Below are 25,367 nucleotides of genomic sequence, written 5' to 3'. Positions count from 1 at the left end.
CACTTGGAATCACCCTTTCAGACTTAGTTCTTTGACCTCGCTTTTTTCACCTTCGTCATTAATTGGCTGGACAGTGACTGAAATTCCTCAATTGACAACTGTTTATAAGTAAAATCTGTTGGACTTTGCTCCGTTTCCTGCTTGGTTGAGCAATGCTCTATAACTAAAAGCAGGTGTTTATGGAACAACGCAGCAAACTGCTTGGCCGTTTCCTCTTTATACTGTAAAATGCTGTAGTTGAAGTTCATTTGTAGTTGATCATTTACAACCCACCCATTGATATCCCATACATGCGACCTTGACATATTCAAACTAAATTCTTGGCCTGTAGGGATACTGGAAGCAGTGAATTGTTCGTTATCATTGCTCCCTCCGTCCATCTGTCCTAAATAATTGAAACTTATTTCCGGTTGTATCCTCCAGTCCTTTGTTAATTCAGAAGGCCGTTCATCTGCAGATAGGCGATCCGTAATGAACTTCAGAATGCTGTATCCAACTCCTTTATTCGGTACTCTACGAAGCTCATCTTTTGTCGTTTTTATCAAATAAGAAAGATCTTGAGGTTTATCATTTTCAAGTCTAATTGGATAAATTGAGGTAAACCAACCTATGGTTCGTGTAACATCAATTTCCCGAATGATTTCTTCACGTCCATGACCCTCAAGACTAATCCATACCTTTTTGTTCCCAGTCCATTCTTGTACTGCAGAAGCAAGGGCAGTGAGCAGCAAATCATTGACCTCCGTGTTATAAGCGTGATGTGTTCTCTTCAACAACATATCTGTCTGCTCAACCGTTAGAGTAATGATCTCATCACGGCAATCGCTTATATATCCTGACAGAGATTCGTAATCCTTTGGTAAAGGAGAAGCGGTTTCCTCCGCTCGGCTGTTCCAATACCCGATTTCACGGTGCAACTTTGAGCTCCTTGAATACTCCTTAAGTCTAGAAGCCCATTCTCGGTATGAGTCAGTCTTTTCCGGCAAACTCAGTTCCTCGAGTGAAAAACCTTGAAGCGCCTGCTCATAGAGTGAAGCCAGATCTTCCAGTAATATTCGCCACGAAACACCGTCAACAACAAGATGATGTATTACAAATAAAAGATGATCAGCGGTTTTTGTTTTAAACAAGGCAAGTCTCATTAATGGTCCGGACTCAATATTCATTTTCGCCTGTATTCCATTTGCTTCGAATTCAATTTTCTGCTCTATCCCCACTTCTGTTTGCTTCGACCAATCAAAGATATCAAGATTATAGTAATTAGCCGTATCAGTTAATTGAACCCCATGATTGAACGCCGTAACCTGTTCGCCATACTCATAAAATGACATTCTTAAAGCATCATGATGGATTACTAGCTTGTCCAGCGAAAGACTGAGCGCCTTCTCGTTCAGCCCTTTTTTCCAAGACAACATAACCGATTGATTATAGTGATGTTCGAAACCAGTTTGTTCAAAGAATCTTCGTTGAATTGAGGTTAGTTCAACATTTCCTCTAACAATTCCCTGATCAATTACTCGGTCGACAGTTCTAATATATTTGCTGAGCAAACGTATCTCCGGATATTGGAATAAGTCTCGGATCTCCAGCTTATACCCGCGTCCACTCAATCGGGCAGCAATCTGCAGAGCCTTAATAGAATCACCGCCCAGCTCAAAGAAATTCTGTTCCACCCCTACTTGTCTCATTGCAAGTACATCCTGCCATATATCAACAAGCAGCTCCTCCATTTCAGTCTCCGGCCCAGAATATGCCTTTCCAGTTTCCATCTCTCTGTCTGGAGGCGGTAACTCACGCCGATTCACTTTACCGTTTGAACTGAGGGGCATCCGTTCTAAAAGCATGAAACGAGCGGGAATCATGTAATCTGGCAATTTTACTACAAGATAGTTTCTTATCTCTGCTATGGTCAACGTTGTATCTTCATGTAATGTCAGATAGGCACATAAATATTTCCAGCCTTGTGAGTCTTCCCGATCCATCACGACGGCTTCCTTAACTACAGGAAAGCTCCGTAAAGCCGTCTCAATTTCCTCAAGTTCGACTCGAAAGCCGCGAATTTTTAACTGATGGTCCATCCGGCCAAGATATTCAATATTTCCATCGGGCATCCAGCGTCCCAAATCTCCCGTTCGATACATACGAGCTTGAGGATGGAAAGGAACCGGTACGAATCTCTCTTTGGTCAAATCTTCACGGTTTAGATAACCTCTGGCCAACTGCACACCGGCGATACAAATCTCCCCTGGTACACCTATTGGTTGTAAATCTCCTTGCTCGTTCATTACATACATTTGTGTATTATCCACAGGGCGTCCAATCGGTATATTATGAGACGAATGACCTGAAGCACAGTCAAAGTATGAAGCATCAATTGTAGTTTCAGTCGGACCATACATATTGCTAATCTTCGTCCGGCCATCTCGAGATAAAAAAGAATTGAACCTCTCTAATAGTTGTTCATTTAATGCCTCTCCTCCAACAAAAACCTGCTTCAGACTTACGAGCATGTCAGCAATGATGCTTGGTTTTGTCTCTACATGATCAAGGAACACCGATAACATGGACGGTACAAAATGAATGGAAGTCACACCATGCTTCGAAACAGCTTGTACGATCTCTTCCGGTTCTCTTTCTCCTCCTGGTACCAGGAAAACCACTTTTGCCCCTTGAATAGCCCAACAAAATTGCTCTCTGACAGAAACGTCAAAGGAAATAGGCGCCTTCTGCAAAATAACATCAGATTCCTCAGTCGGGAAATGCTTTTGCATCCAGTTTAGGAAATTTGAAATCGAGCGGTGCTCTATCATAACGCCTTTTGGATTCCCAGTCGTACCTGATGTATACAGGACATAAGCTAGATGCTCAGGTCTAGCAATGAGCGGGAAATTGCTGTCCTGGCCTTGATACATTTCCGCGTCATCGACAATTAACATTTCTATCCCATATTTTTCTCCATATGAAATTCCGTCGTTCTCATTTCCATCCATACTCAAAATTTGATGAAGTTTCTCTTCAAATCGTTTCTGCGTTAATACAATTTTTGCACTACTGTCCTGTAACATATAACGAATCCGATCATCTGGTAGTGCCGGATCCAAAGGAAGATACGCGCCGCCTGCTTTCATAATTGCAAAGAGCGTAACCGTCATTTCTATCGAACGCTCAAGCATAATAGGTACAATCTGATCTGGCTTTACTCCGAATTTTTGCAATCTGCGTGCTGCTTGATTGATCCGTGCATTCAGTTCGCCGTACGTCAGCTGCTCCTCATCATAAATTACTGCAATCCGATCAGGTGCTTTAGCCACCGTTGCTTCAAACAAGGCTACAATCGTATCTGTAGGATACTCCGTAGAAGTATCATTAAATTCATTCAGAATTTGAGATTTCTCTTCTTCTGAAATCAACACGATATCTCCTAGTTTTACTTCTCTATGATCGACTAGCATCTCCAATATTTTAATCCAATGACGGGACATCCGGTGAATTGTTGCAGCATTATACAACTTGGTACAATACTCAAAGCTTACTAGAAGCTGATCTCCGACCTCTTCCACGTTTACAGTAAGGTCAAATTTGGATATTCCCATTGCAAAATCAAAAGGTTTAAAGGTTGCACCTTCCACTTGAATCTGCTTCATACCTGTGTTTTGCAGAACGAACATGGTGTCAAACAATGGATTCCGGCTAGAGTCACGACGAATTTGAAGATGCTGTAACAATTCTTCAAACGGATATTCTTGATTCTCAAAGGCTTGTAGAGAGTGTTCTTTAATTTCGTTCAGAAATTGGGACAATGTCTTTTCTTTTTCCGGAAAATTGCGAAGTGCTAACGTATTAACAAACATACCTATAAGTTGCTGGAGATCATTATGTGGTCTTCCTGCAACTGGAATGCCTATTATAATGTCATCTTGTCCAGTATATTTGTGTAGCAGAACATTATACGCTGCAAAAAGCACCATAAATAGCGTTGAGCCTGTGTCCGAACATAACTGGTGCAACTTCCTAACCATGTTTGCTTCCAGTTCAAATGAGACTTGGTCTCCCTCATAACTTTGTACTCGAGGTCGCATGTAATCTGTGGGCATGTTCAACATTGGTATTTCTGCGCCAAACTGATCTATCCAGAATGCCCCTTGTTGTCTCATACGTTCCTGCTTGAGGAAGTTGTTGTGCCAAACAGCGTAATCTTTGTACTGAATACGTAAAGGCTCCAACGTATTTCCTGCGTACAATTGACTGAATTCCTCTACAAACACTTCGACAGACATTCCATCTGTAATAATGTGATGCATGTCAACAAGCAGAATGTGTTGTTTCGAGGTTATCTTAATTAGCTCTGAGCGGAAAAGCGATGCTTCAGATAAATCAAACGGACGAATAAATGGATCAACCATCCATTTGTAAAATGTCTCCATTTGGTTTTCCTTGCCAACCATTTGATGCCCATTTGTTACTGCAACAGCAGATTCACTAACCATTGCAGCATCCAATTCAGTATAGTTGAGCTCAAAATGGACATTTTTATGCACTCGCTGTACAGGCTGACCCTCATTTAGCTCAAAAGAGGTACGGAGTGATTCGTGGCGTATAATCATTTGATTGAATACTTCCGCCATTTTGTTTCTGTCGATTGGCCCATCAATTAACAGTGCTGCGCACATGTTATACGCTGTGCTTGCTGTATCCAGTTGATGAATAACGAATAGCCTTTTTTGGGCAGAAGAGACAGGATAGATCATCTCTTCCGCAACCGTTTCAATCATTGCATATTCACTCTTCTCCGTTTGCACAATGACTTCTGCCAATTGACGGACTGTCGGTAAAGCAAATATATCTCGTAACGCCAACTCGATACAAAAGTCTTTAGCTATGTGATTTAAGAGGAGCATGGCCTTCAGCGAATGTCCGCCCAGATCAAAAAAATTATCGTCAACTCCAACTTGCGTCAGACCAAGTGTCTCCTGCCAAATCCTCGTAAGAACAGCCTCTGTTAAATTACGTGGTGCAGTATAGATAGAAGATGCCAATAGGTTGCCCACAGGTTCTGGTAATGTATTGCGATTAATTTTTCCATTAGGCGTAATGGGTATAGCATCCAGTTGCATGAACTGAGTAGGTATCATGAAGTCAGGTAAACGTCCCGAAAGACTTTTACGGAATAAATTAATATCAAGAACTTCCCCTTCAGTTAAGACCACGTATGCGCATAAGTATTTGTGACCATTACTGTCTACCTGATCAACAACCACCGTCTGCGTAACTTGCTTAAACTTAAGTAACTCCGATTCAATTTCACCAAGTTCAATTCGATATCCTCGTATCTTCACCTGGTAATCAAGCCGACCCACAAAATCAACAGTTCCATCCGGAAGCCATCTCGCCAAATCACCAGTCCGATACATGAGGCTTCCAGGTTCAAATGGGCACTCTACAAATTTTTCCGACGTCAATTGTGCTCTTCCCAGATAACCGCGAGCAACACCAGTGCCTGCTATACATAATTCTCCGAGTGTGCCAACCGGAACTAATTGAAGCTTAGCATCGACAATATAAAACCGTTGATTGCTAAGGGGTCTTCCGATTGGAACACTTCCGTATTCAGGAAGCTGTTCAAAAGAAGGTTCGTAGAAGCTTGAGTCAATAGAGGCTTCTGTTACACCGTAGGTGCTAATGATACGGAACTGTTTATTGAAACGCAGGAGCAGATTGCGGTAATCCTCAACACTGTAGCTATCTGAGCCCGTGATTAATAGTTTTAGACTGCTAATGTCCAGGGATCTCTCGTAAATATACTGCATTAATGGAACAATTAGTGCAGGCGTTGATTCCATTACCGTAATCTTATATTCAGCAATAAATCTGGCCAAATCAGCCGGGTCTCTCCTTACTTCCTGCGGACAAATTACCATCGTACCTCCATTTAAAAAGGTACGAGCCATATCACCTGCAAATACGTCAAAAGAGTAACTGGCTAACTGCAGGAGTATCACATTAAATTCACACAAACGATGATCGTAACGGAAGCTCCACCCTGTGTTTACAAAGCTCCGATGCTCAATCAAAACTCCCTTAGCATTCCCCGTAGTTCCGGATGTATAAATTACATACGCTAGATCAGATATCTCATTCACATGTTCCAGATTTGACATGCCCAGTAGCCAAGCATTATCTGAGAGTTCAAGATCTTGCTTCCTTTTATCTTGCCATTCTATCCATTTTTCAGATTCTTCAGAAAATGGCGTCACATCAATTTCCACTCCACCGAATTGCTGCTTTAGCAGTCCTGGTTGCGACAATAAGATGTTCACATCACTGTCACAGAGCATGTACAAAATACGTTCCTGCGGGTACGCTGGATCAATGGGTACGTAAGCACCTCCGGCTTTCATTACAGCAAGAGCGGCCACAACCATCGCAGCCGACCGATTTACCAGAATAGCTACAAGATTCTCCCGTCCCACCCCACCGTCTCTTAACAATCTTGCCAGCACATTCACACGTTCGTTCAGTTCACGATAGGATAGCGATACTCCATTAAATGTAACCGCAGTTACATTCGGTGTGAGAGATGCTTGAAGTTCGAACAAACGGTGAAAAGTATCCTCTGTCCGCTGAGCAACTGGACCTAATGACATCTTTAACAACTGAACTCGTTCTTCAGCAGTAAGTAAATCGAATGATTCGATCGGCATGTCAGTCTTAAACGAAACCTGAGTAAGCACAGAGTGCAAGTGACCTTTGATCCGTTGGACCGTCTTCTCTGCATATACATTTCGATTGTAAGAAATAGTCACCTTCATGTTTTTTCCAGTTTCCACACTCAAATTGAAATCATAGTTTGTCTGCTCGGATAAACTGGCTTGCATTATCTCAAATCCAAGATCAGTGTCAGTTGAATCAATTACGTTCTCAAGAGGGTAATTCTCAAATACAACAATGTGATCAAACAAATTATGCTTTAAAGAGGATAATCCCTGAATATCAACCAACGAGCAATAATTATGATTTTGTGAATTTAATGAGTCGTGCTGTACTTTTCCCATCAAATCCGCGAAAGTATCCTTTTCAGATAATTTAACTCTTACAGGAACTGTATTTATGAACAGACCCACCATTCGCTCGACATCAGGAATTTCTGAAGGGCGGCCGGAAACTACGTTACCTACCACAACATCATCAGTTTGGTTGTAACGTCCAAGTACAAGACCCCATGCTGCTAAAAATAAGTTACTCATTGTGACCATATATTGGTCTGCCGTAGCTTTGAGCTTGCTGGTATCAGACTCACTCAGAGTAAAACTTAGTTCCCCAGGGCTAAACTCATTACTCTTTCTTTTATTCTTTGAAGGTAAGCTCGCCTGCTCCTCATAACCGCTTAAATAGGACTTCCAATAATTCAATGCTTCTTCATTATCTTGTTCATTCAGCCATTTAATGTAGCGGCTAAATGGAATTGCGCTTGGAAGTTCCAGCTGTCTATCGTTACGAAAACAACGGTAATGGTCCATTAACTCTTTCATGACAATGCCAATACACCAACCGTCCATTAATATGTGATGATAACTCAGCGCAAGATGGTAAGTTTTTTCACCAGTTTGTAGTACACCTAACCGCATGAGAGAATCACTGGACAAATCAACACCTTTCTTCTTGTCCTCATCTTCATATCGAGCAATGTAGTTCAGACGTTCAGTTTCAGATAAGGTGCCGATATCTTTGTAATGCAATGTGATTTGACGATTTTTAAATACTGCTTGCACAGCTTCACTTTTAAAGCCCGTAATAAAACTGGTTCGTAATATATCATGCCGTTGTAGCAGACTATTAAAGCTTTTTTCAAATAGTGTAAGATCCAAATGTCCGGATATATCCATACTCATTTGTTCAAAGTAAGATCCTGACTGAGAATTCATCAAATGATGGAATAACATTCCTTTTTGCATAGGTGTCAGTAGATAAACGTTTTCCAATTCTCCAATTTGCTTTGTATTTTCAGTCAGCAGTTCTAATTCCTCCAGCGATAACCCACTCATTGCTACATCACTTGGTGTAAGTTCAGAGTAACCTTTAGACACGCAATGCATCACAATTTCTTGCAGACTCTTATGCAGTTCGCTGGCAAGACGCTCAATCGTTTCTCGATAGTAATGCTGTTTGCTATAATCAATCGTCAGCGTTAACTGACCATTCCTAATCATACCGTTAATATCAAGAACAAATTCAATCGGTGAATCTCTACTGATTGTTTCACCTGTTGCGAAACGCGACTCTTTTAACCCGCTTCCTTCAATATCCTGATCAAACTGTCCTAGATAGTTAAAGCTTATTTCAGGATTGAAAAAGAAATTATAGTCCTCGGAATGATTAGCCAAATACCTCCAAATTCCATATCCAATTCCTTTTAGCGGAATAGATCGTAAGTTTTCTTTTGTTAATTTAATATAGTCCCCCAAATTTTCATTGCGCGGGGCTTCAAGCACAACTGGATACATAGATGTAAACCAACCTATAGTACGGGTGATATCAATATCAGGAATAATTGCCTCCCGCCCATGACCTTCCATGTTCACACAGACCCGTTCCAGACCGGACCACGAGGTTAATGCTCTTCCTAATACTGCAAGCAATATGTCATTAACTTCAGTATTGTAAGCTTGATGTGCCTGTTTCAGTAATGCTTCTGTATCATCTTCCGACCATGAGAGAGTTACCGTGTCAGTCTCGTGATTCAGTGGTTGATCACACATGAAATCTCGCGGCAGCGGGATGAAGGAGCTGTCATTAATTTCTTTCCAGTATTCGAAATCTCGCTTAGTGTTGAAGTGATCTGAATATTCCGTAATCTTCGCCGCCCACAATTGAAATGAATCAGATTTTATCGGGATACGAATTGGATCTCCGTTCAATGCTTGACCATACGCCGTTCCTAAATCTTCAAAAATAATTCGCCATGAAACTCCGTCTACTGCAAGATGGTGAATTGCTATCAATAAATGGTCGCCATCCCAACAACGGAATAACCCTAATTTCACTAACGGTCCATTTGTTAAATCCATAGATTTTTGAATATGGGTTGCTTTAGTTTCTATTATCTCTGCAAGCGTAATCTCATCTCTGATCCCTTCAAGATCATGAACTTCAATCGTATATAATTCTCCCTCGCTCACACCGCGGTTCCATGCTACAAAACCCTCCTCAGTTTCGCGAAGCACTAGTCTAAGCGCATCATGATGGACAATAATGGCTGACATTACTTGTTCAAGTACTTCTATGTCAAAACCTTTTTCGTTATAAAGGACGATTGCCTGATTATAATGATGTTTATTAACAGAATCTAGCCCAGCAAACATGGAAATAATTGGTGAAATTTGTATTACACCCTTCACTTCTCTCTGATCGACTTTTTTAGATACCAATTGAATAAATGGCATGAGGGCCGCTACAGTTGGATACTGAAACAAATATTTCATTTCTAGTTTATAACCCGCTTGTAGTAAGCGTGATACAACTTGAAGTGATTTTATGGAGTCGCCACCTAATGTGAAGAAATTATCTTTTATACCAATGATTGGGATTACAAGTACAGATTTCCACACTGTTACCACTGCTTCTTCAATTTGGTTACGAGGCGCAATATAGTTAGCAGATAAGATTGTATTTTCACGAGTAGAAGAAGGTAATCTTTTTCGATCAATCTTTCCATTGGGACTTAACGGCATGGCTTCCAAGATAACAAAATATGAAGGAACCATATAAAGCGGTAATTGGCTTGCAAGTTCATCATGAAGCACAGACATTACCATATTATCAAATCCGGGACTAAGTACTACATAAGCACACAAATAATTGCTGCCCGCATTGTCTGTACCCGGAATTACTACCGCTTCTTTCACCTGATTCAGTTTTAGAAGACTTGCCTCAATTTCACCAAGTTCAATGCGATATCCTTTAATTTTAACCTGATGATCCATTCGCCCAATAAAGTCAACGTTTCCATCTGGCATCCAACGGGCTAGATCTCCTGTACGATATAGCCGTTCCCCAGAAACAAACGGGTTCAATAAGAACTTATCATTGTTCAGCTCGGTCCGATTCAAATACCCCCTTGCGACACCTGGACCTCCAATACACAACTCACCAGGAATACCGATTGGAACTGGATTAAATGATGAATCCAGAATATAAAATCGAGCATTAAAAGTAGCTTTTCCAATAGGAACACTTCCGGTCTGTGGAAGCAACTCAAGAGGTTCGTCATATATGCTAGTATCTATAGCCGCTTCAGTAACTCCATAACTATTAATAATACGTATGGATGTACCGAATTGCTGATGTAATTTCCAATAATCACTAACGCTGCATGCATCAGAACTTACAACTATTAATTTTAACCAATCAATTGCAAGGTCCTGATCAGCAATGTAACTCATAAATGGTACAACTAGAGCAGGTGGCGACTCTAATAAGGTAATCTTCCAATCGTAAATCCACTGATATAATCGTATAGGATCAATACGATCTTCCTTGGGGCAAATCACCATTGTTCCACCGTTGAATAATGCTCTGGCCATATCACCTAAAGAAACATCAAAGGAGAAGCTGGCTAACTGTAACAATCGCACTGGGAACTCATTCAAATGGTATTCCCTTCTGTTAGCGTAAGCGGTATTTACCAGACTTTTGTGCTCGATCATTACCCCTTTCGGACGTCCAGTAGTGCCTGATGTATAAATAATATATGCCAGATCATGCCCCTCGTTCCGGTTAGGAATTGCAGAGTCGTCGCTATCATATGCACTTTCATTATCCAAACATATTACAGGGATATCTAACCTGCTATGTTGCATCACGGATGCTAACGGTGCTATCAACCACGATTTGGTAATCAGAACTTTTGCTCCGCTATCCTCCAGCATGAACTGAATTCTGTCTTCCGGATAATCAGAGTCTATCGGAACATACGCTCCACCCGCTTTCCATACAGCAAGGATAGCAACAACTATTTCTACCGAGCGTTCCACCAGAATACCAACTATAGATTCTCGTCCGATTCCTTCAGCAATTAGTCTTCTAGCAAGACTGTTGGCGGCATGATCGAGTTCCCGATACGTCAATTGCTTATCCTGATATACAACTGCCGTATGATTTGGTTTTTTTATAACTTGAGCCTCGACCAAGACATGAAACGGTACATCGATATCTTCTGCAGCTTCGTAGACATCAAATTCTTCAAGCAGTTGCGTCTTCTCACAGGCCGTCAGTAAATTCAACTGCTTTAGTGCAGCATCTGGCCTAACTACAATTTCTTTCAATAATTCAAGGTAATGGCCTGACATTCGTTCAATCGTCGATTGCTTCCATAGGCTTACCGCATACTCAAACTTAAAGTTAAGTTTACTATCACATTCAGTAGTTTCCAGCGTCAAATCAAACATCGAAATCTTATTTTTCGCTTCCTCAATAGTGCAGAAAAGTTCACCCGCCTGAAATGTGTCTGAATCCTTTGTATAACTAAACATAGTATCGAACAGTGGATTACGGCTTAAATCTCGCGAAATGTCTAACCTTTCCACCAATGCCTCGAAAGGATACTCTTGGGAATCAAATGCCGACAAAACCGTCCTTTTAACCTGTTCCAAGAAGTCAAGGAAATTCATAGACCCATCAATAGAGCAATTTAAAGTCAGCGTATTGATAAATACGCCTACCATATTTTCGCTATCAGGATGATTTCGCCCGGCAACTGGAGTGCCAATCACGATCTCTTCTTGACAATTGTATTTATACAATAATGTAAAGTAAGCCGCAAGTAGCACCATATACATCGTCACACCATTGTCGTTTGCTAGCTTTTGCAATTGTTCTTTCAATTCGCCCTCAACAGAAAAGTAGAGAACGTCTCCTTTGAAATTTTGTATTGCTGGACGAGGATGATCATAAGGAAGATCTAACAGGGTTGTGGCTCCATTTTCAAACTGCTCGACCCAATAGTTTTCCTGAGAAGCGTAGGCTTCTGTACCTATCCACTCATTGTGCCAAGCCGAATAATCCTTATATTGCACCCGAAGATCAGGAAGATTTCTACCTTCATACAACGCGGCAAACTCCTGAAGAAGCAGTCTGACAGAAATTCCATCGGCGATTATATGATGCATGTCCATAAGCAATATATGTTCTTGTTCACCCCTTTCCATTAATCCGATACGAATGAGCGGGGCTAACCCTAAATCAAACGGACGAACAAACGATTCTATACTTTCCTCAGAGTTATCTACGTTGCCTAAAATATCTTGGATTGAGAACTGCACTTCTTCATCAATGCGCTGCATTACACCCTCTTCTGTTTCTATAAATGAGGTTCGCATTGCATCATGTCTTTGCACAAGAGCTGCAAAGGCATCCTCTAGTCGCCGCTTCTCTAAAGGACCTGTTAACTTTAACATTCCAGATATATTGTAGGTAATTCCATTGCCATCGAACTGATGCATAATGTACATACGTTTTTGCGCAGAGGATACTGGGTACAGGTCTTGGCGATCTATTGGAGTGAGCTCGCTATACATAACCTCGCCTGTCTCCAATTGTTCGCTAACATATTTAGCGATCATTCGAACATTTGGTGTACTGAAAATCTGTCGTAACGGAATTGTAACACCTAGTTCTTTAGAGATACGCGCTAATACAACCATAGCCTGTAGCGAATGACCGCCAATTTCAAAGAAATTATCCAATACTCCAACTTGACTTGTCTTGAGAACATCCTTCCAAATTTCCAGAAGTTGAAATTCCAGTTCACCCTCAGCTTTAATAAATTCGGAAGCAGCAATATTCAAGTCACCCGGATCAGGCAGTAAAGAATAATCAACCTCCCCTTCTACGTTCCTAGGCAATTTATCCACTACTACTATCGACTTCGGCAGAGCATAATTCGGCATATTTTCATTCCAAATTTCTTTCAATTTATTCTCATCAATTAATGCTGCATTATTTTCAATATAGACTAAAAGATGTGAATCGTTATGTAAGACAACCGCACATGCAGTTATTGGGGATATTTCAATCAAAGTCCTCTCTATTTGATCGAGACTTACATAATACTGTTGTATGCAGACAATTCGCTCTAATCGGCCCCATATTGTTATTCCTTCACTAAAGGTACTCATAGCCAGCTTTCCAGTGCTATTCCATCTATGTTCTTTTGAATCAAGAACGTATAGTTCGCCAACCGCCCCCATTGGTGTAGGATGGTGATACTCGCTCATCACGCATACTTCAGTTTCTTGTCTGCTCCAAATTTCATTTAATCTTTCTAGATGCTCATTATTTAGGAGAGTCAGTTCACTTATCATAATTTGGTCAGAACTTAAATTCACAAGTGATTCCAGTAAATAAATATAACATTCAACCCACAAAGACATATTTTCACGTCTGGCGATATCAGTACGGAAGTCGAAATCTAGCCGGAGATTTCCATTTAATTCTGTAACATTTAGAAATAAATCATAATTCATGTACTTAACCGGAGTTGCAATTATTTCCGTTTCAAGTCCATGAAACTTTAAGCCTTTGAGCGGTCTATCCATATTAAATACAATGTTATAGACAGGAAGATTGATAAGTTGCTCACTCACATATGAAAATGGGAACGATTGATATCGATCTATTGCATTCATGCCCGCTTTCACATTGGAAAAGAATTGCTCTATAGTTTCATGACCTTCAATTTCAGTGATAGCCGGCAAAAGGTTGACACAATTTCCAATCATGGAGTAATTGCCTGTCTGTGCTTGTCCGGCCGTCGGAATTCCGATGACAAAATGCTTCCGACTGGTTAAATAGTGTTGAAATAATTGAAATGATCCCAACATTGTTACAAACAAGCTGTTTTTAAATCTGATACTTAATGCTTTTAACTTAGAAGATAATAAAGGATCTATAGTATGTGTAATTCGGTCTCCACGGTAGGCAGGTTTGGTAAGTATATCTGTGGTTGGATATTGAATTGCCGGTATTGCACTTTCCAGCTTATCTCCCCAGTACTGAACAGCTTCTGCCATTTCCGGGGAATTGTTTCTTTCTTGCTGCCATGCCAAAAAATCATTGAATTGAGCCGTTGGGGGCAGCGACCACTGTTCCTCTTTACACAGCGCCGAATAAACCTGCTCTAGTTCTGCGATAAATACACTAATTGACCAACCATCTATTAAAAGATGATGCATTGTTACGACTGTAATTACTTCATCAACAGCTATTTGCAGCAAGTTAAGACGAAATAAAGGAGTGAGTGAGTCAAGAGTAAATGGACGCCCTGCTTCTTCTTTGAGCCATTGCTGAACCCAGGTTTCTTTATCCAGACCACTCATGTAAGATATGGGAATATCAATTTGAACGAAAGGCAATACGAGTTGAACATCACCTGTCTCATCTATTACTGTTCTAAGTGCTTCATGTCGTTCTGCAAGTATTTGCACCGCTTTTTGTAACTTGTCAAGTTGTAGAGGGCCAGTCATTTTGAGCGTAATTGTTTGATTAAACGCTAAATTCAGTTGCTCTGAAGTCTGAGTTGCTATCCACATCTGTTTTTGTTCACTAGAGAGATTAAACTTATTCTCACTTAGCAATTTTAATGCTGTGGGGTTGCTGGAGATATTGTGGTTCATTTCATACACAGTTCTGGATGATATAAGTGTCCCGCCTGGACCGTTTGGTTCTGGTGGCTGAGGTAAGAACCCGCCATCTCTAAGTTCTTCTACAGTTTCTTTTACAACTTCAATAAATCGATGGATATCATCATCAGAATGAGCTGTAGAGAGAAAACAATTACGTCCCTCCCAAATATAAATACCTTTATAAAGCAGGTGATAAAAGAAGAGCTCCAAATCACCCTTCAACACGAAGCGGAAAAGCGAACCAAAATGGACTACTTTAATTGGCACATGCTCAGATTCGAAATAATGGTTCAATGCGTTCGCTAATCCAGTGGTCCGTTCATTTAAACTCACATGTAACTTATCACCCTGGCTTCTAATCTCATTTAAAACCGCCGAGGCAGCAGCCATAGCTAATGGATGGTGACAGAATGTTCCGGCCACAAATACCCTACGATTTTCGTTTTGAGGATAAGAATTATCGCCAAACCTCCAAGTTCCGCCATCGATAGAGTCCATGAAATGGGATTTTCCTGCAACAATCCCTATTGGTAGTCCTCCACCAATAATTTTTCCGTAAGTTACTAGGTCCGCACGAATTCCAAACCAAGCTTGAGCACCGCCTGGATGAATTCGGAACCCAGTAATGACTTCATCAAAAATTAAAGCGGTACCGGATTTAGCCGTTATTTCACGTACCTCCTTCAAAAATCCCTTTGGTTGTAGGTCAGGTCTGCGACTCTGTACCGGTTCTACCAAAACAGCGGCCAACTCATTGGCATGATCACGGATATATTCAAGAGATTGTTTACTCCCATAATTCAATACAACAACATCTTTTACCATATTGGCTAGCGTGCCTGGTGCCATCTGTATGGCTTGATTGTTATCTCCTGCTAATGCCAACACTCCATCATATGTGCCGTGGTACGACCCCGCAAAAATAACAACCTTGGACCTTCCCGTTCCTGCCCGCGCCAGCCGTAAAGCAACCATAATCGCTTCTGTCCCAGAATTGTAAAACGCTACTCGTTCAACGCCCGTTAACTGACAGATAGCCTCGGCGACATTCCCTGCCAAATTGGACATGGGGCCGATACACATCCCGATTTCTATTTCTTTTAACAAGACGCTCTGGATAAATGATGGGCCATGACCAAAAAAGTTAACACCAAATCCCATTGTAAAATCAATGTATTCATTTCCATCTAAGTCCCATACTTTTGAGCCTTGCCCTCTTGTCGATATGAGTTGATACACCATCTCCTTTAAAAGTGGGCGAAAACCGGCAACATTCCGATTATTTGCGTATACATAGCGATACTGCTGGGTATATTCTTTAGTTTTTTTAGTTTTAGCTGTATATCGTTCGATCAGTTGACCAATATGTTCTTCCTGTCTATGTGTCAATTGCTCTCTAGCATTGACATTAATTTGCGTGTATGGAGAAAACGGCCGTTCTCCTGCCGGCTCCTTCTTCTCCGTATGTAACTTCCCTAAACCGTATTCTGGAGTGGTTTTTTCGTTGACAATCCCACTATTGGATCCTCCGCTAAAATGAGTCAGTTTCTTTGTGTCACTTTCGTTGTTATGGGGCCTTTGCTGCAAAATATCAAGCTGCCGTGACATAAGATGAAGCTGTTCTTCAAGAATTCGTTCTACCGACGAACCTCCAGTTAATCTAGGAAAATCTGATGCAGTGGCTGTTGCATGTGCAGATACATTTATTAATTCGGCCCTCACTTCTGGAGCAACTAAATTCGATTGTTGTTGCGGCAAGCTCTGATGAAGTCCGGCACCAACAGATGATCCCTCTACAGTCTGTTCTTCCGGAATTTGTGTTTGAATATATTCAGCAAGATTATTAATCGTAGTTAGTGATTCAAAAAAAATATTCATCGGGATATTTAGATGATACTTATCTTTGATTTTTTGCATAACCTGCATTAAATGGATAGAATCCAGACCCATTTCTATGAAGTGAGTATGCTCATTGATTTCACCTATCTCTAACTGCGAAACATTTTGGATCATCAGTTTTAATGTTTCAAGTATATTGTCCCTCGTTTGTGCGGACCGACTTTCATTTGCCTGCTTGACACTCATGACAATTTGTTCCTCCCTCCTGATCGTACGACAATTGACAGTTCTATTGATTTCGGAACTCAAAGAATGAACGTTATAATCGATCCAACAACGTCTGCGCTCAAACGGATATGTGGGTAACGAAACTTTGTAGCACAACTCCTTTTCATAAAGAAGTCTCCAATCAACTCGTGCACCTTGTACATATAACTCACTGAGTTTACGCAACTTCCCCTCAATAACTGATGGCTCTGATTCATATAAGCCATCTAAGAGTAATGAGACTTGTTCATTCATTTCTTCAATATCCTGTTGGCTCAATTCTCCATTAATTCGTTCTCTATCAGGTTCAAAGGTTACACGATGCACTCCTGCAAAAACCGAATTTCCCGAAGGTCCAAGCGTATTTAGCTGTACTAATTCTTGACGAAGTTCCTCGATATCCGAAGCGATAATTGCCAGTCGGTGCGCCCAGTGCACTCTTCCGGTTGCAGCTGTGTAGCAAATATCACGAAATGGTGTATCTCCCCAGTTAGCATCTTGAATCATTTGAAGATATTGTCCTGCTAGTTCCTTTAACGCAACCTCTGACTTCGCTGACATTGTAATTATATAGGGCTTCCCAACATCTCTGTTTATTGGGCCTGTAGTTCGAATATACTCTTCCACAATTACATGGGAATTTGTTCCGCTAAAACCAAAAGAGCTTACCCCAACACGGCGGGGTACACCCGCTTGTGTCTTCCAATGTGATAATTTTGTATTCAAATAAACTGGGGATTCTTCAAAAATAATGTTACGGTTTGGTTTTTCAAAATGGATTAATGGCGGGAGTTGTTTATACTTCAGTGCCATTACTGTCTTCAGCAAACTAGCTATACCGGCAGCTTCGTATAGATGACCAATATTGGATTTGACAGATCCCAATCCAACGAATTGCTTATTAGTAATATTTCTGTAACGAAACGCTTTTTGGATTCCGTCAACCTCTATTGGATCGCCAAGTTTAGTACCTGTACCGTGCGCCTCAATATAACTGATTGTTGTAGGATCAATTCGAGCATCTTTCCAAGCTTGTAAAATTACATCTGCTTGTGCGGAAGCACTTGGAGCAGTTATACCAGCAGTTCTTCCATCTTGATTTATAGCGCTTCCCTTAATCACAGCATGTATGTTGTCCCTGTCTAACTGAGCTTGATGAAGTGGTTTTAACATAACTGCCCCCACGCCTTCTCCCCAACCGGTACCATCCGAACTATCATCGAATGCACGAGCGCGATCGTCCGAAGATTCCATTCCTATGCCGGCTTTTACGGGAAGAATAATTGTCTTCACCCCGCCAACTATCGCCATTTCACAATCTCCGCCTCTAATAGCCTGACATGCCGTATGTAATGCCACAAGGGATGAAGAACATGCAGTATCGACAGTTATTGCAGGACCTTTCAAGTCAAGCAAATATGATATCCGGCTTGGAATAATTGATGCCAGATTCCCCATTCCAAAGTTCGGAAGCTGACCAGGTATTACTTCTGTAAGCAGTCTTTCGTACTCAAAGCTCGACTTAGAATAACCGACATACACCCCTACTTTACGCTCCTTCAAATCTTCTCCACTATAACCTGCATCCTCAATCACACTCCACGCCGTTTGAAGAAATAAACGTTGATTGGGATCCATTAAGCTTGCTTCCTTCGGGGTTATTCTAAAGAATGAATAATCGAACTTGTCGATCTCATCCAAATATCCGCCTTCTGCAAAACTAAGATCGCGGCCTTCCATATTTATGTGGGACAAGAAATAATCGGCATCTTGCTGACGCAGCGAATTCATACTCCGGATACAGTCTTGGCCGGTAGTTAAGTTAGCCCAGTATTCTTGCAAATTTTTGGACATAGGATATTTACCTGAAACACCAATAATCGCTATATCATGTTCAGTAAATTCTTCTGACTGGTTGTCAGATGAATGCTCCTCTATCTTTAGTGCTGTCTCTGACTCGCTTTTCTCTCCCTCAATAATAAATTCAGATAATTTATTAATGTTTGGATAAGAGAATAAGTCAGAAACAGAAATCTGGATATCAAACTCCTGCTCAATTTTTTTAGCAATCTGCACTAACTGTAATGAACTGGCTCCAACATCAAAATAACTATCTTCAATTCCGATTTCTTTACTATGTATAAACTCTCTGCAAATAGTAAGTAATTTTTCTTCAACTTTATTTTTGGGAAGTATAGAACCTCTCTCGTGCAGCTCCTGCTGACTTAGCTTGGCAAGCTTCTCTAGCACTTCACTATATTCGCCTTCCTTAAAATCCTTAGCTAATTTGTATCTTTGCACCTTACCACTTGTTGTCTTTGGAATACGGCGGATAGGTACAACATCCTTCACGTTCCAACCGCCATATAAATTCAAGTGAAGCTTTAACTTCTTAATTAATGGTAAAAATAATTCAGGAGACTTCGTATGTACGACAAAGATAATAATATCATCTTGTTGAGTCAGTTCATTATAAACACTAGATACAGCTATTTTACCGAGTTCAATCCCCTCTACTTGTTCGGCAACTCTTTCAATATCATGCGGATATATATTCTGTCCGTTTACAAACAATATATCCTTCTCTCGCCCAGTAATGACAAGTTCCCCTCCGCGCATAAAACCCAAATCACCTGTTAATAACCACCCGTCAAAAGTAAATACCTTTTCGGTTGCCGTCGGATTGTTATAGTAACTGGACATAACATTCAAACCTTTAATCTGAATATGTCCAATGATATCATCGGGAACTGAAATATTACTAGAATCACAAATTCTAACCTGACAATCATCAATCGGGAATCCCACTTTAACAAAAGTAACGGTCTGACTACTAGGTTCCTCTAATTCCGCCACCTGTCCACCTACATAGAGAGAATCCCGTAAAAGATGCAACCTAGCGAACTCATCCGTAGATCTCTTTATAGATACTCCTACTGAGGCTTCTGCTAATCCGTATACTGTGTGCATAGTATTACGCTTCAGACCGTATTTGCCCAATTCATCTAAAAACAAGTCGCATAATTCGGCTGATATTGGTTCAGCGCCATTGTAAATAAATTTCACATGTGACAAATCCCAATCCGCTGCTTGTTCACGTTTATAATGCCCCAAGAAAAATTTATACCCGAAATTCGGGGAACACAGATAGGTTATCTTATGCTCTGAGGTTTTCTTTATCCAAATTGAAGGTTTACGGATAAATAATGAAGTCGGCATGATATACTGTTGAATTTCAGCCCACATGCTTTTTAAATGGAAACCAATCATCCCCATATCATGTGTGAGGGGCAGCCACGATAAGTACGAATCTTCTGGTTGCACGCCAGAATTCTTAGCAATTGCCCTAATATTCACAAGCAAATTCCTGTGAGTCAGTATTACGCCTTTTGGATCGCCTGTTGAGCCTGAAGAAAACTGAATAAATGCCACATCATCAGAATTTGCAGCATGAACTATTCCATCGTTCTCTCCTATGCTAACCATTTGGTCCATAGTCATCGTTTTTTTCGTGACAGAAATCATTTTTTTATCCAAACCAACTTCTTGCGCATATTTACAAAGGTTATCAAAAGCCTTTTTTTCTGTAACCATATAAGGATGTAATAATACATCCCACACTTTAAGTAGTTTCATTCGGTGTTCATTATTATTGCCAATGCTTATAGGCACAGGAACAATTCCACCTAAAATTGCTCCCCAAAAGAACCATAAGAATGTCTGGTTATCTTCAATCTGCAGAATCAGTTCATCCCCAGGTTTAAGTCCCTTAGCCTGCAATTGATAGAGAACCTTCAACGAATGTTGATACAATTCTGTGTACGCTTCATATACTTCTTCTTTATCACCTGATATATAGGTAATACCTTTGTTACTATTTTTAGCGCGAGTTTGTAACAGCTGTATAAATGTAGTTGTATCTTTCATACTCTTCTCCTTTGCATTTAAATGTAGTTTTATCATCAGCCTTTTATCAGTTGCATATTTCCTCTAGAAAAAGCATTCTAATTCATTCACAGTGGAAGATAGTTCTTCCTCAGATACTTCCTTAGTCTGTAAAATATAATAAACTAGTCTGTATGCTTCTCTCATTTGCTCCGGAGTTAGAAAAGTACCACTCTCTTGTAGTTCTTCGTTCATTTGTTTCAGCTTACGTATTCCGCAGAGCACGTCTGCTTCATATTTATTTTGAGATTTATTACTACTTGGCGTAGATACAACAATTGCAAGACATAGATTTATAAAAACTGAGCTTCTATAGAGACGCATTCGCCCATTTTGGAATCGTGACAGATCTTGATAATTATCAAAAGCATATGCTTCTAGTTGGACTGAAATATCTTTTGTCATTTTTTTCAATATCGACTGTGGACCGAGTTCAATTAAGACATCCACCTTCCGTTCAAACATAAATCGAATTGAAGACTCCCACATAACCGGCCTTGTCATCTGTAGAAGTAAACCATTTTTTATTTTATTTGAGGAATGATAAGGACGACCAGTTACGTTAGAAATTATAGGTGTATGCCAATTTTGAAATGAAAATTGATTTAGTATTGGTGAAAGTTTATCGGCAGCCCCATGCATCAGAGGACTGTGAAAGGGACCGCTCACATTGAGTGGCATGTAGGACACATGGTTTCGATCCAGTACATCCAATAATTTCGGAGCAGAGTGTCGATGTGTCGATATAATATACTGTTTCGAGGTGTTATAGCAGGCAATGTTGACCGGGGCATTAATTGTACTAATCTTTTCGCATAAATGTTCAATCCATTCTTTTTCAACTCCTGTAACAGAGAACATACTTCCAACTTTATCTGAAGAGGCTTCTTCCATAAAGAGGCCTCTTTGACGAACAATTTGTAATGCACTGTTAAATTCAAGTGATCCAGCAGCTACTAAAGCAGAATATTCACCAAGGCTATGTCCAGCAACAAATTTTGGTTTGATTCCAACTTCACTCATATAAAAATGATGTGCAATTGTACTAACAGTGAGTATTGCGGGTTGTGCATTCTTAGTCTGTGATAATTCAGCTAAGCTTCCTTCCATACAAAGAGTTTTTATATCAAAATTTAATTCTTCATTTGCTTCTTCAAAGATGGGACGTGCCTCAGAATAATTCTCGAGAAGCCATTTTCCCATTCCTACATATTGAGATCCTTGGCCTGGAAATATTAATCCTACTTGAAGCATTTAGGTATTCACCCCTTGGAAAGTATAGATGCTCGGTCAACTTGGTTCTTTTCTCAGCTTAATCACTCAAGATTTTCGTTTCCCTTATCAATTGAAGATTACAACTAAAAACCCACATCTTACGTTGTTATGTTAATTCTGACTAAAGTAATGATCAATTTCTCATCGAATGAAAGAAACTATAAATATATTATTGATTGAGTTAATTTGATGAAAATATGATTACAGAAAAAGGACTTAACTCAGGGGAATTAATCCTTTAACTCTGATAAAGTCGGCATATTTATTTATGCGCAATAATTCACAAGAAACTTGCTCTTACACCAGAATAATCACAAAATTTAAACTAAATTCATATACCAATATTAAAAACCCTTGAAGATGATAATGAGAAAATCATTAAATAAATTTAATCTCAATGTTGTAAGAGGTAATTAGAGTGATGCAGTTTGAAAATAGTTTGAAAATATGAAGTTTTATGTATATCGAAGTCTTTGTTACAATTCACTTTCTAACTTCTTCGAGTTTAGAAGAAAGTTAAAAAGTATCACGGCAAAAAGGAAAGGCTAAGACTCTTGCGAATTTGATTTTTTTTACATTTACATAGATAAATATGGTATTATTAATAGTAAATTCTTTATGTAGTTTGCAATGCCCTAAAATAAATACGATATTCTTTTTTTCGACAAATAATACTTAATTGCATTATTTTTCTATTATCATAAACTCATTATTTTGTAAGTTCAATACTTTTTTTATTACCGATTTTCTATATCGAAATTTGATAGTATGTATTCATTTTCAATATAGACAAGTATGAAAGGAACTTGTATGATTAACTAACATTTATTTTTTTCCATATATTTTATTTTTACCCTTAGGAGGTAGGAGAATGCTGCTCGACATACAACAAGTGAGTAAGCAGTACAGGAAAGGTTTTTGGGCATTACAGGAGATAACTCTGCAATTGAAGCCAGGGATTGTAGGTTTACTTGGACCTAATGGGGCTGGTAAATCCACCCTTATGCGAATTTTGGCTACCATCTCACAGCCTTCGAATGGAATTGTAAGTTGGAATGGAACGGATATTCGCAAAAGTCCTGACGAATTACGTCGTGTCCTCGGATACTTACCTCAAGACTTTGGTGTATACCCGCATTTAAACCCCGTAGAATTTCTCCAGTATGTTTCCGCATTAAAAGGATTAGACAACAGTAGGATCAGACCTAGAATTATGGAAATACTTGAACTGTTAAATTTACACGATACATTAAAGCGCCCGATTGGAAGTTTTTCAGGGGGGATGCGTCAGAGAATAGGGATTGCTCAAGCGCTTCTCAATGATCCTCAGTTACTTATTGTTGACGAACCAACGGTTGGCCTTGATCCAGAAGAAAGAGTCCGCTTCCGCAGTCTCCTGACTGATTTATCAGGAGAAAGAATTATTATCTTTTCCACACATATTGTATCCGACATAGAGGCAACTGCTGATCAGATTGCTATTTTATCGAAGGGGCAATTACTAACTAAGTTAGCTCCTTCCCAACTTCTACATAAAGTACAAGACAAGGTATGGTCAGTAATTATAGCTGATCACGACCTTCAGGAAGCGCGTAGTAAATGGACAATCAGTGGTACAATTAGACGAGAAGATGGCCTTCAACTTCGTATTGTCTCTGACCACTCCCCACTTCCTGACTCAACAAAAGTATCTCCAACTCTTGAGGATGCCTATTTATATATTAAAACTACCCAGGAGGGAACTTTAAGTGGAAGTATTCCGCACAATATTTAACATTGCACGTGCTGATCTTTTTGAGAGAATTAGACAATTTGCGTTTGTAGTCATTTTGGGTATTGCTATTATGATAGCATACTTCTTTGTTCCACCTGCCGAGGGCGGTTACGTAACGCTATATTTGGATAATTTTCGGGGAATTTATAACTCGGCTTGGGTAGGTGCATCTGTCGCCATTTCAACTACATTGTTCTTATCGCTGTTTGGTTTCTATTTAGTAAGAAACAGTATAAAACGTGATGAACAAACTGGTTTTGGACAAATTATCGCTTCTACGTCAGTAAGTAAGCTGAAATATTTAGTCGGTAAAGCAATCAGTAACTTTGTAGTTTTATCCATTATTGTAATTGTAGTAATGATTATTTCCATTATTATGCAACAGGTACGCGGGGAAGCTACTAAGCTCGAAATATGGAAATTAATATCACCCTTTCTATTCCTTACTTTCCCGATGATAGCCGTCGTTTCTGCACTTTCTGTTTTATTTGAGACACGAAAGGCCTTACAAGGTGTACTCGGAAATATAATTTATTTTTTCCTCTTCATTACATTTACTGCTAGTTCCAGCTATATTCCTTTCGGAACAAGTATAATCACAAACAGAATGGTCAATGATCTCTCTACGCTTCAACCACAATATTCAGGTTTATTCGGAATGGGCATACTGACTCTTGGCGAGACGCCCATTCAGCTTTTCGATTGGCAAGGTGTTCATTGGACCGGGTCGTTAATCGGGCAGCAGCTTTCATTATTCTTTTTTGCATTCCTGCTGGTACTATTATCAGCCGTTTTCTTTCGCCGCTTTCAGGAAGTTCCTCATACATCAGAAACTGACAGTGATCAAGTACTCGAAATCGCTTTGACTCCGCCAGTTCAAGATAAGTATTTAACGAACCCCGAAATCCGCACTACGACACTTACGCCTGTGACCGTTCGTGACTCTTTCTTGACATTGGTAACTGCTGAATGGCGTTTAATGATGAAGGACGTGGCACTCGGTTGGTATATTGTTGCGATAATTTTGATTACCCTGGGTCTATTGATGCCCCTAAGTCTATCATCTCAATGGATGATCTGGCCGGTTACATGGATTTGGCCACTGATATTGTGGTCTGGAATGGGGAATCGGGAATATCGCTATCAGACTCATTTTCTAATAGCGTCTAGCCCACGTTTTGTTTCCCGACAGTTAACAGCTGTTTGGTTGTCAGGTTTTTTACTTACATGTTTAACAGGAGGGGGGATGTTAATTCGTTTTATCCTAGAAGGAAATGTTGAGTATATATCACTTTGGATTTCTGCTGCTCTGCTCATTTCTAGCTTTGCACTTGCAGCAGGTGTAACTACAAAAACCAACCGTACATTTGAGGTGTTGTATATGATCATTTGGTACATAGGTCCGATAAATAAATTACCCTATCTCGACTTCTTAGGTATGAAGTCAGTACAAGGGACAAACTGGATCTCGGACGCAGGCATAAACTTCTGGATCGTAAGCCTCATTTATATGCTTTTTAGTATTGGATTACTGGTCTCGGCGTATATTACAAGGAACCGCCTAACACAAGTTACCTAAGTGCCAGAAT

The 25,367-nt window shown here is 40.0% G+C and carries 4 protein-coding genes; 2 read left to right on the top strand and 2 right to left on the bottom strand.

Annotated features, from left to right (window positions below; translation table 11 throughout):
* Positions 1–23: 23 nt before the first annotated feature.
* On the bottom strand, positions 24–20,711 hold the full coding sequence (locus MKX63_RS18775) for an amino acid adenylation domain-containing protein (RefSeq protein WP_341019210.1): 20,688 nt from the start codon (positions 20,709–20,711) through the stop codon (positions 24–26).
* Positions 20,712–20,774: 63 nt separating this feature from the next.
* A complete protein-coding gene (gene fabD / locus MKX63_RS18770; RefSeq protein ID WP_341019208.1) occupies positions 20,775–21,983 on the bottom strand; it encodes an ACP S-malonyltransferase in 1,209 nt (402 codons plus the stop codon).
* An 892-nt stretch (positions 21,984–22,875) separates the two neighbouring features.
* Between fabD and MKX63_RS18765 the strand changes: the two genes are divergently transcribed.
* The gene (locus MKX63_RS18765; protein WP_341019207.1) at positions 22,876–23,778 is read left to right on the top strand and encodes an ABC transporter ATP-binding protein; all 903 of its coding nucleotides are present in this window, start codon (positions 22,876–22,878) and stop codon (positions 23,776–23,778) included.
* Positions 23,753–25,357, top strand: coding sequence for a hypothetical protein (locus MKX63_RS18760; RefSeq protein WP_341019205.1), 1,605 nt, complete (start codon positions 23,753–23,755; stop codon positions 25,355–25,357). The genes MKX63_RS18765 and MKX63_RS18760 overlap by 26 nt, the downstream gene beginning before the upstream one ends.
* The last annotated feature ends 10 nt before the right edge of the window (positions 25,358–25,367 follow it).

It is taken from the genome of Paenibacillus sp. FSL R7-0179 (assembly GCF_038002265.1).
Classification (GTDB): Bacteria; Bacillota; Bacilli; order Paenibacillales; family Paenibacillaceae; genus Paenibacillus_AQ.
The sequence above is the reverse complement of the archived record's forward strand: the minus strand, read 5'-3'. Positions and strand labels throughout refer to the sequence as shown.

Coding starts and splice junctions, on each gene's coding strand:
- MKX63_RS18765 (WP_341019207.1), top strand. CDS start 22,876: ATGCTGCTCGACATACAACAAGTGAGTAAGCAGTACAGGAAAGGTTTT.
- fabD (WP_341019208.1), bottom strand. CDS start 21,983: ATGCTTCAAGTAGGATTAATATTTCCAGGCCAAGGATCTCAATATGTA.
- MKX63_RS18775 (WP_341019210.1), bottom strand. CDS start 20,711: ATGAAAGATACAACTACATTTATACAGCTGTTACAAACTCGCGCTAAA.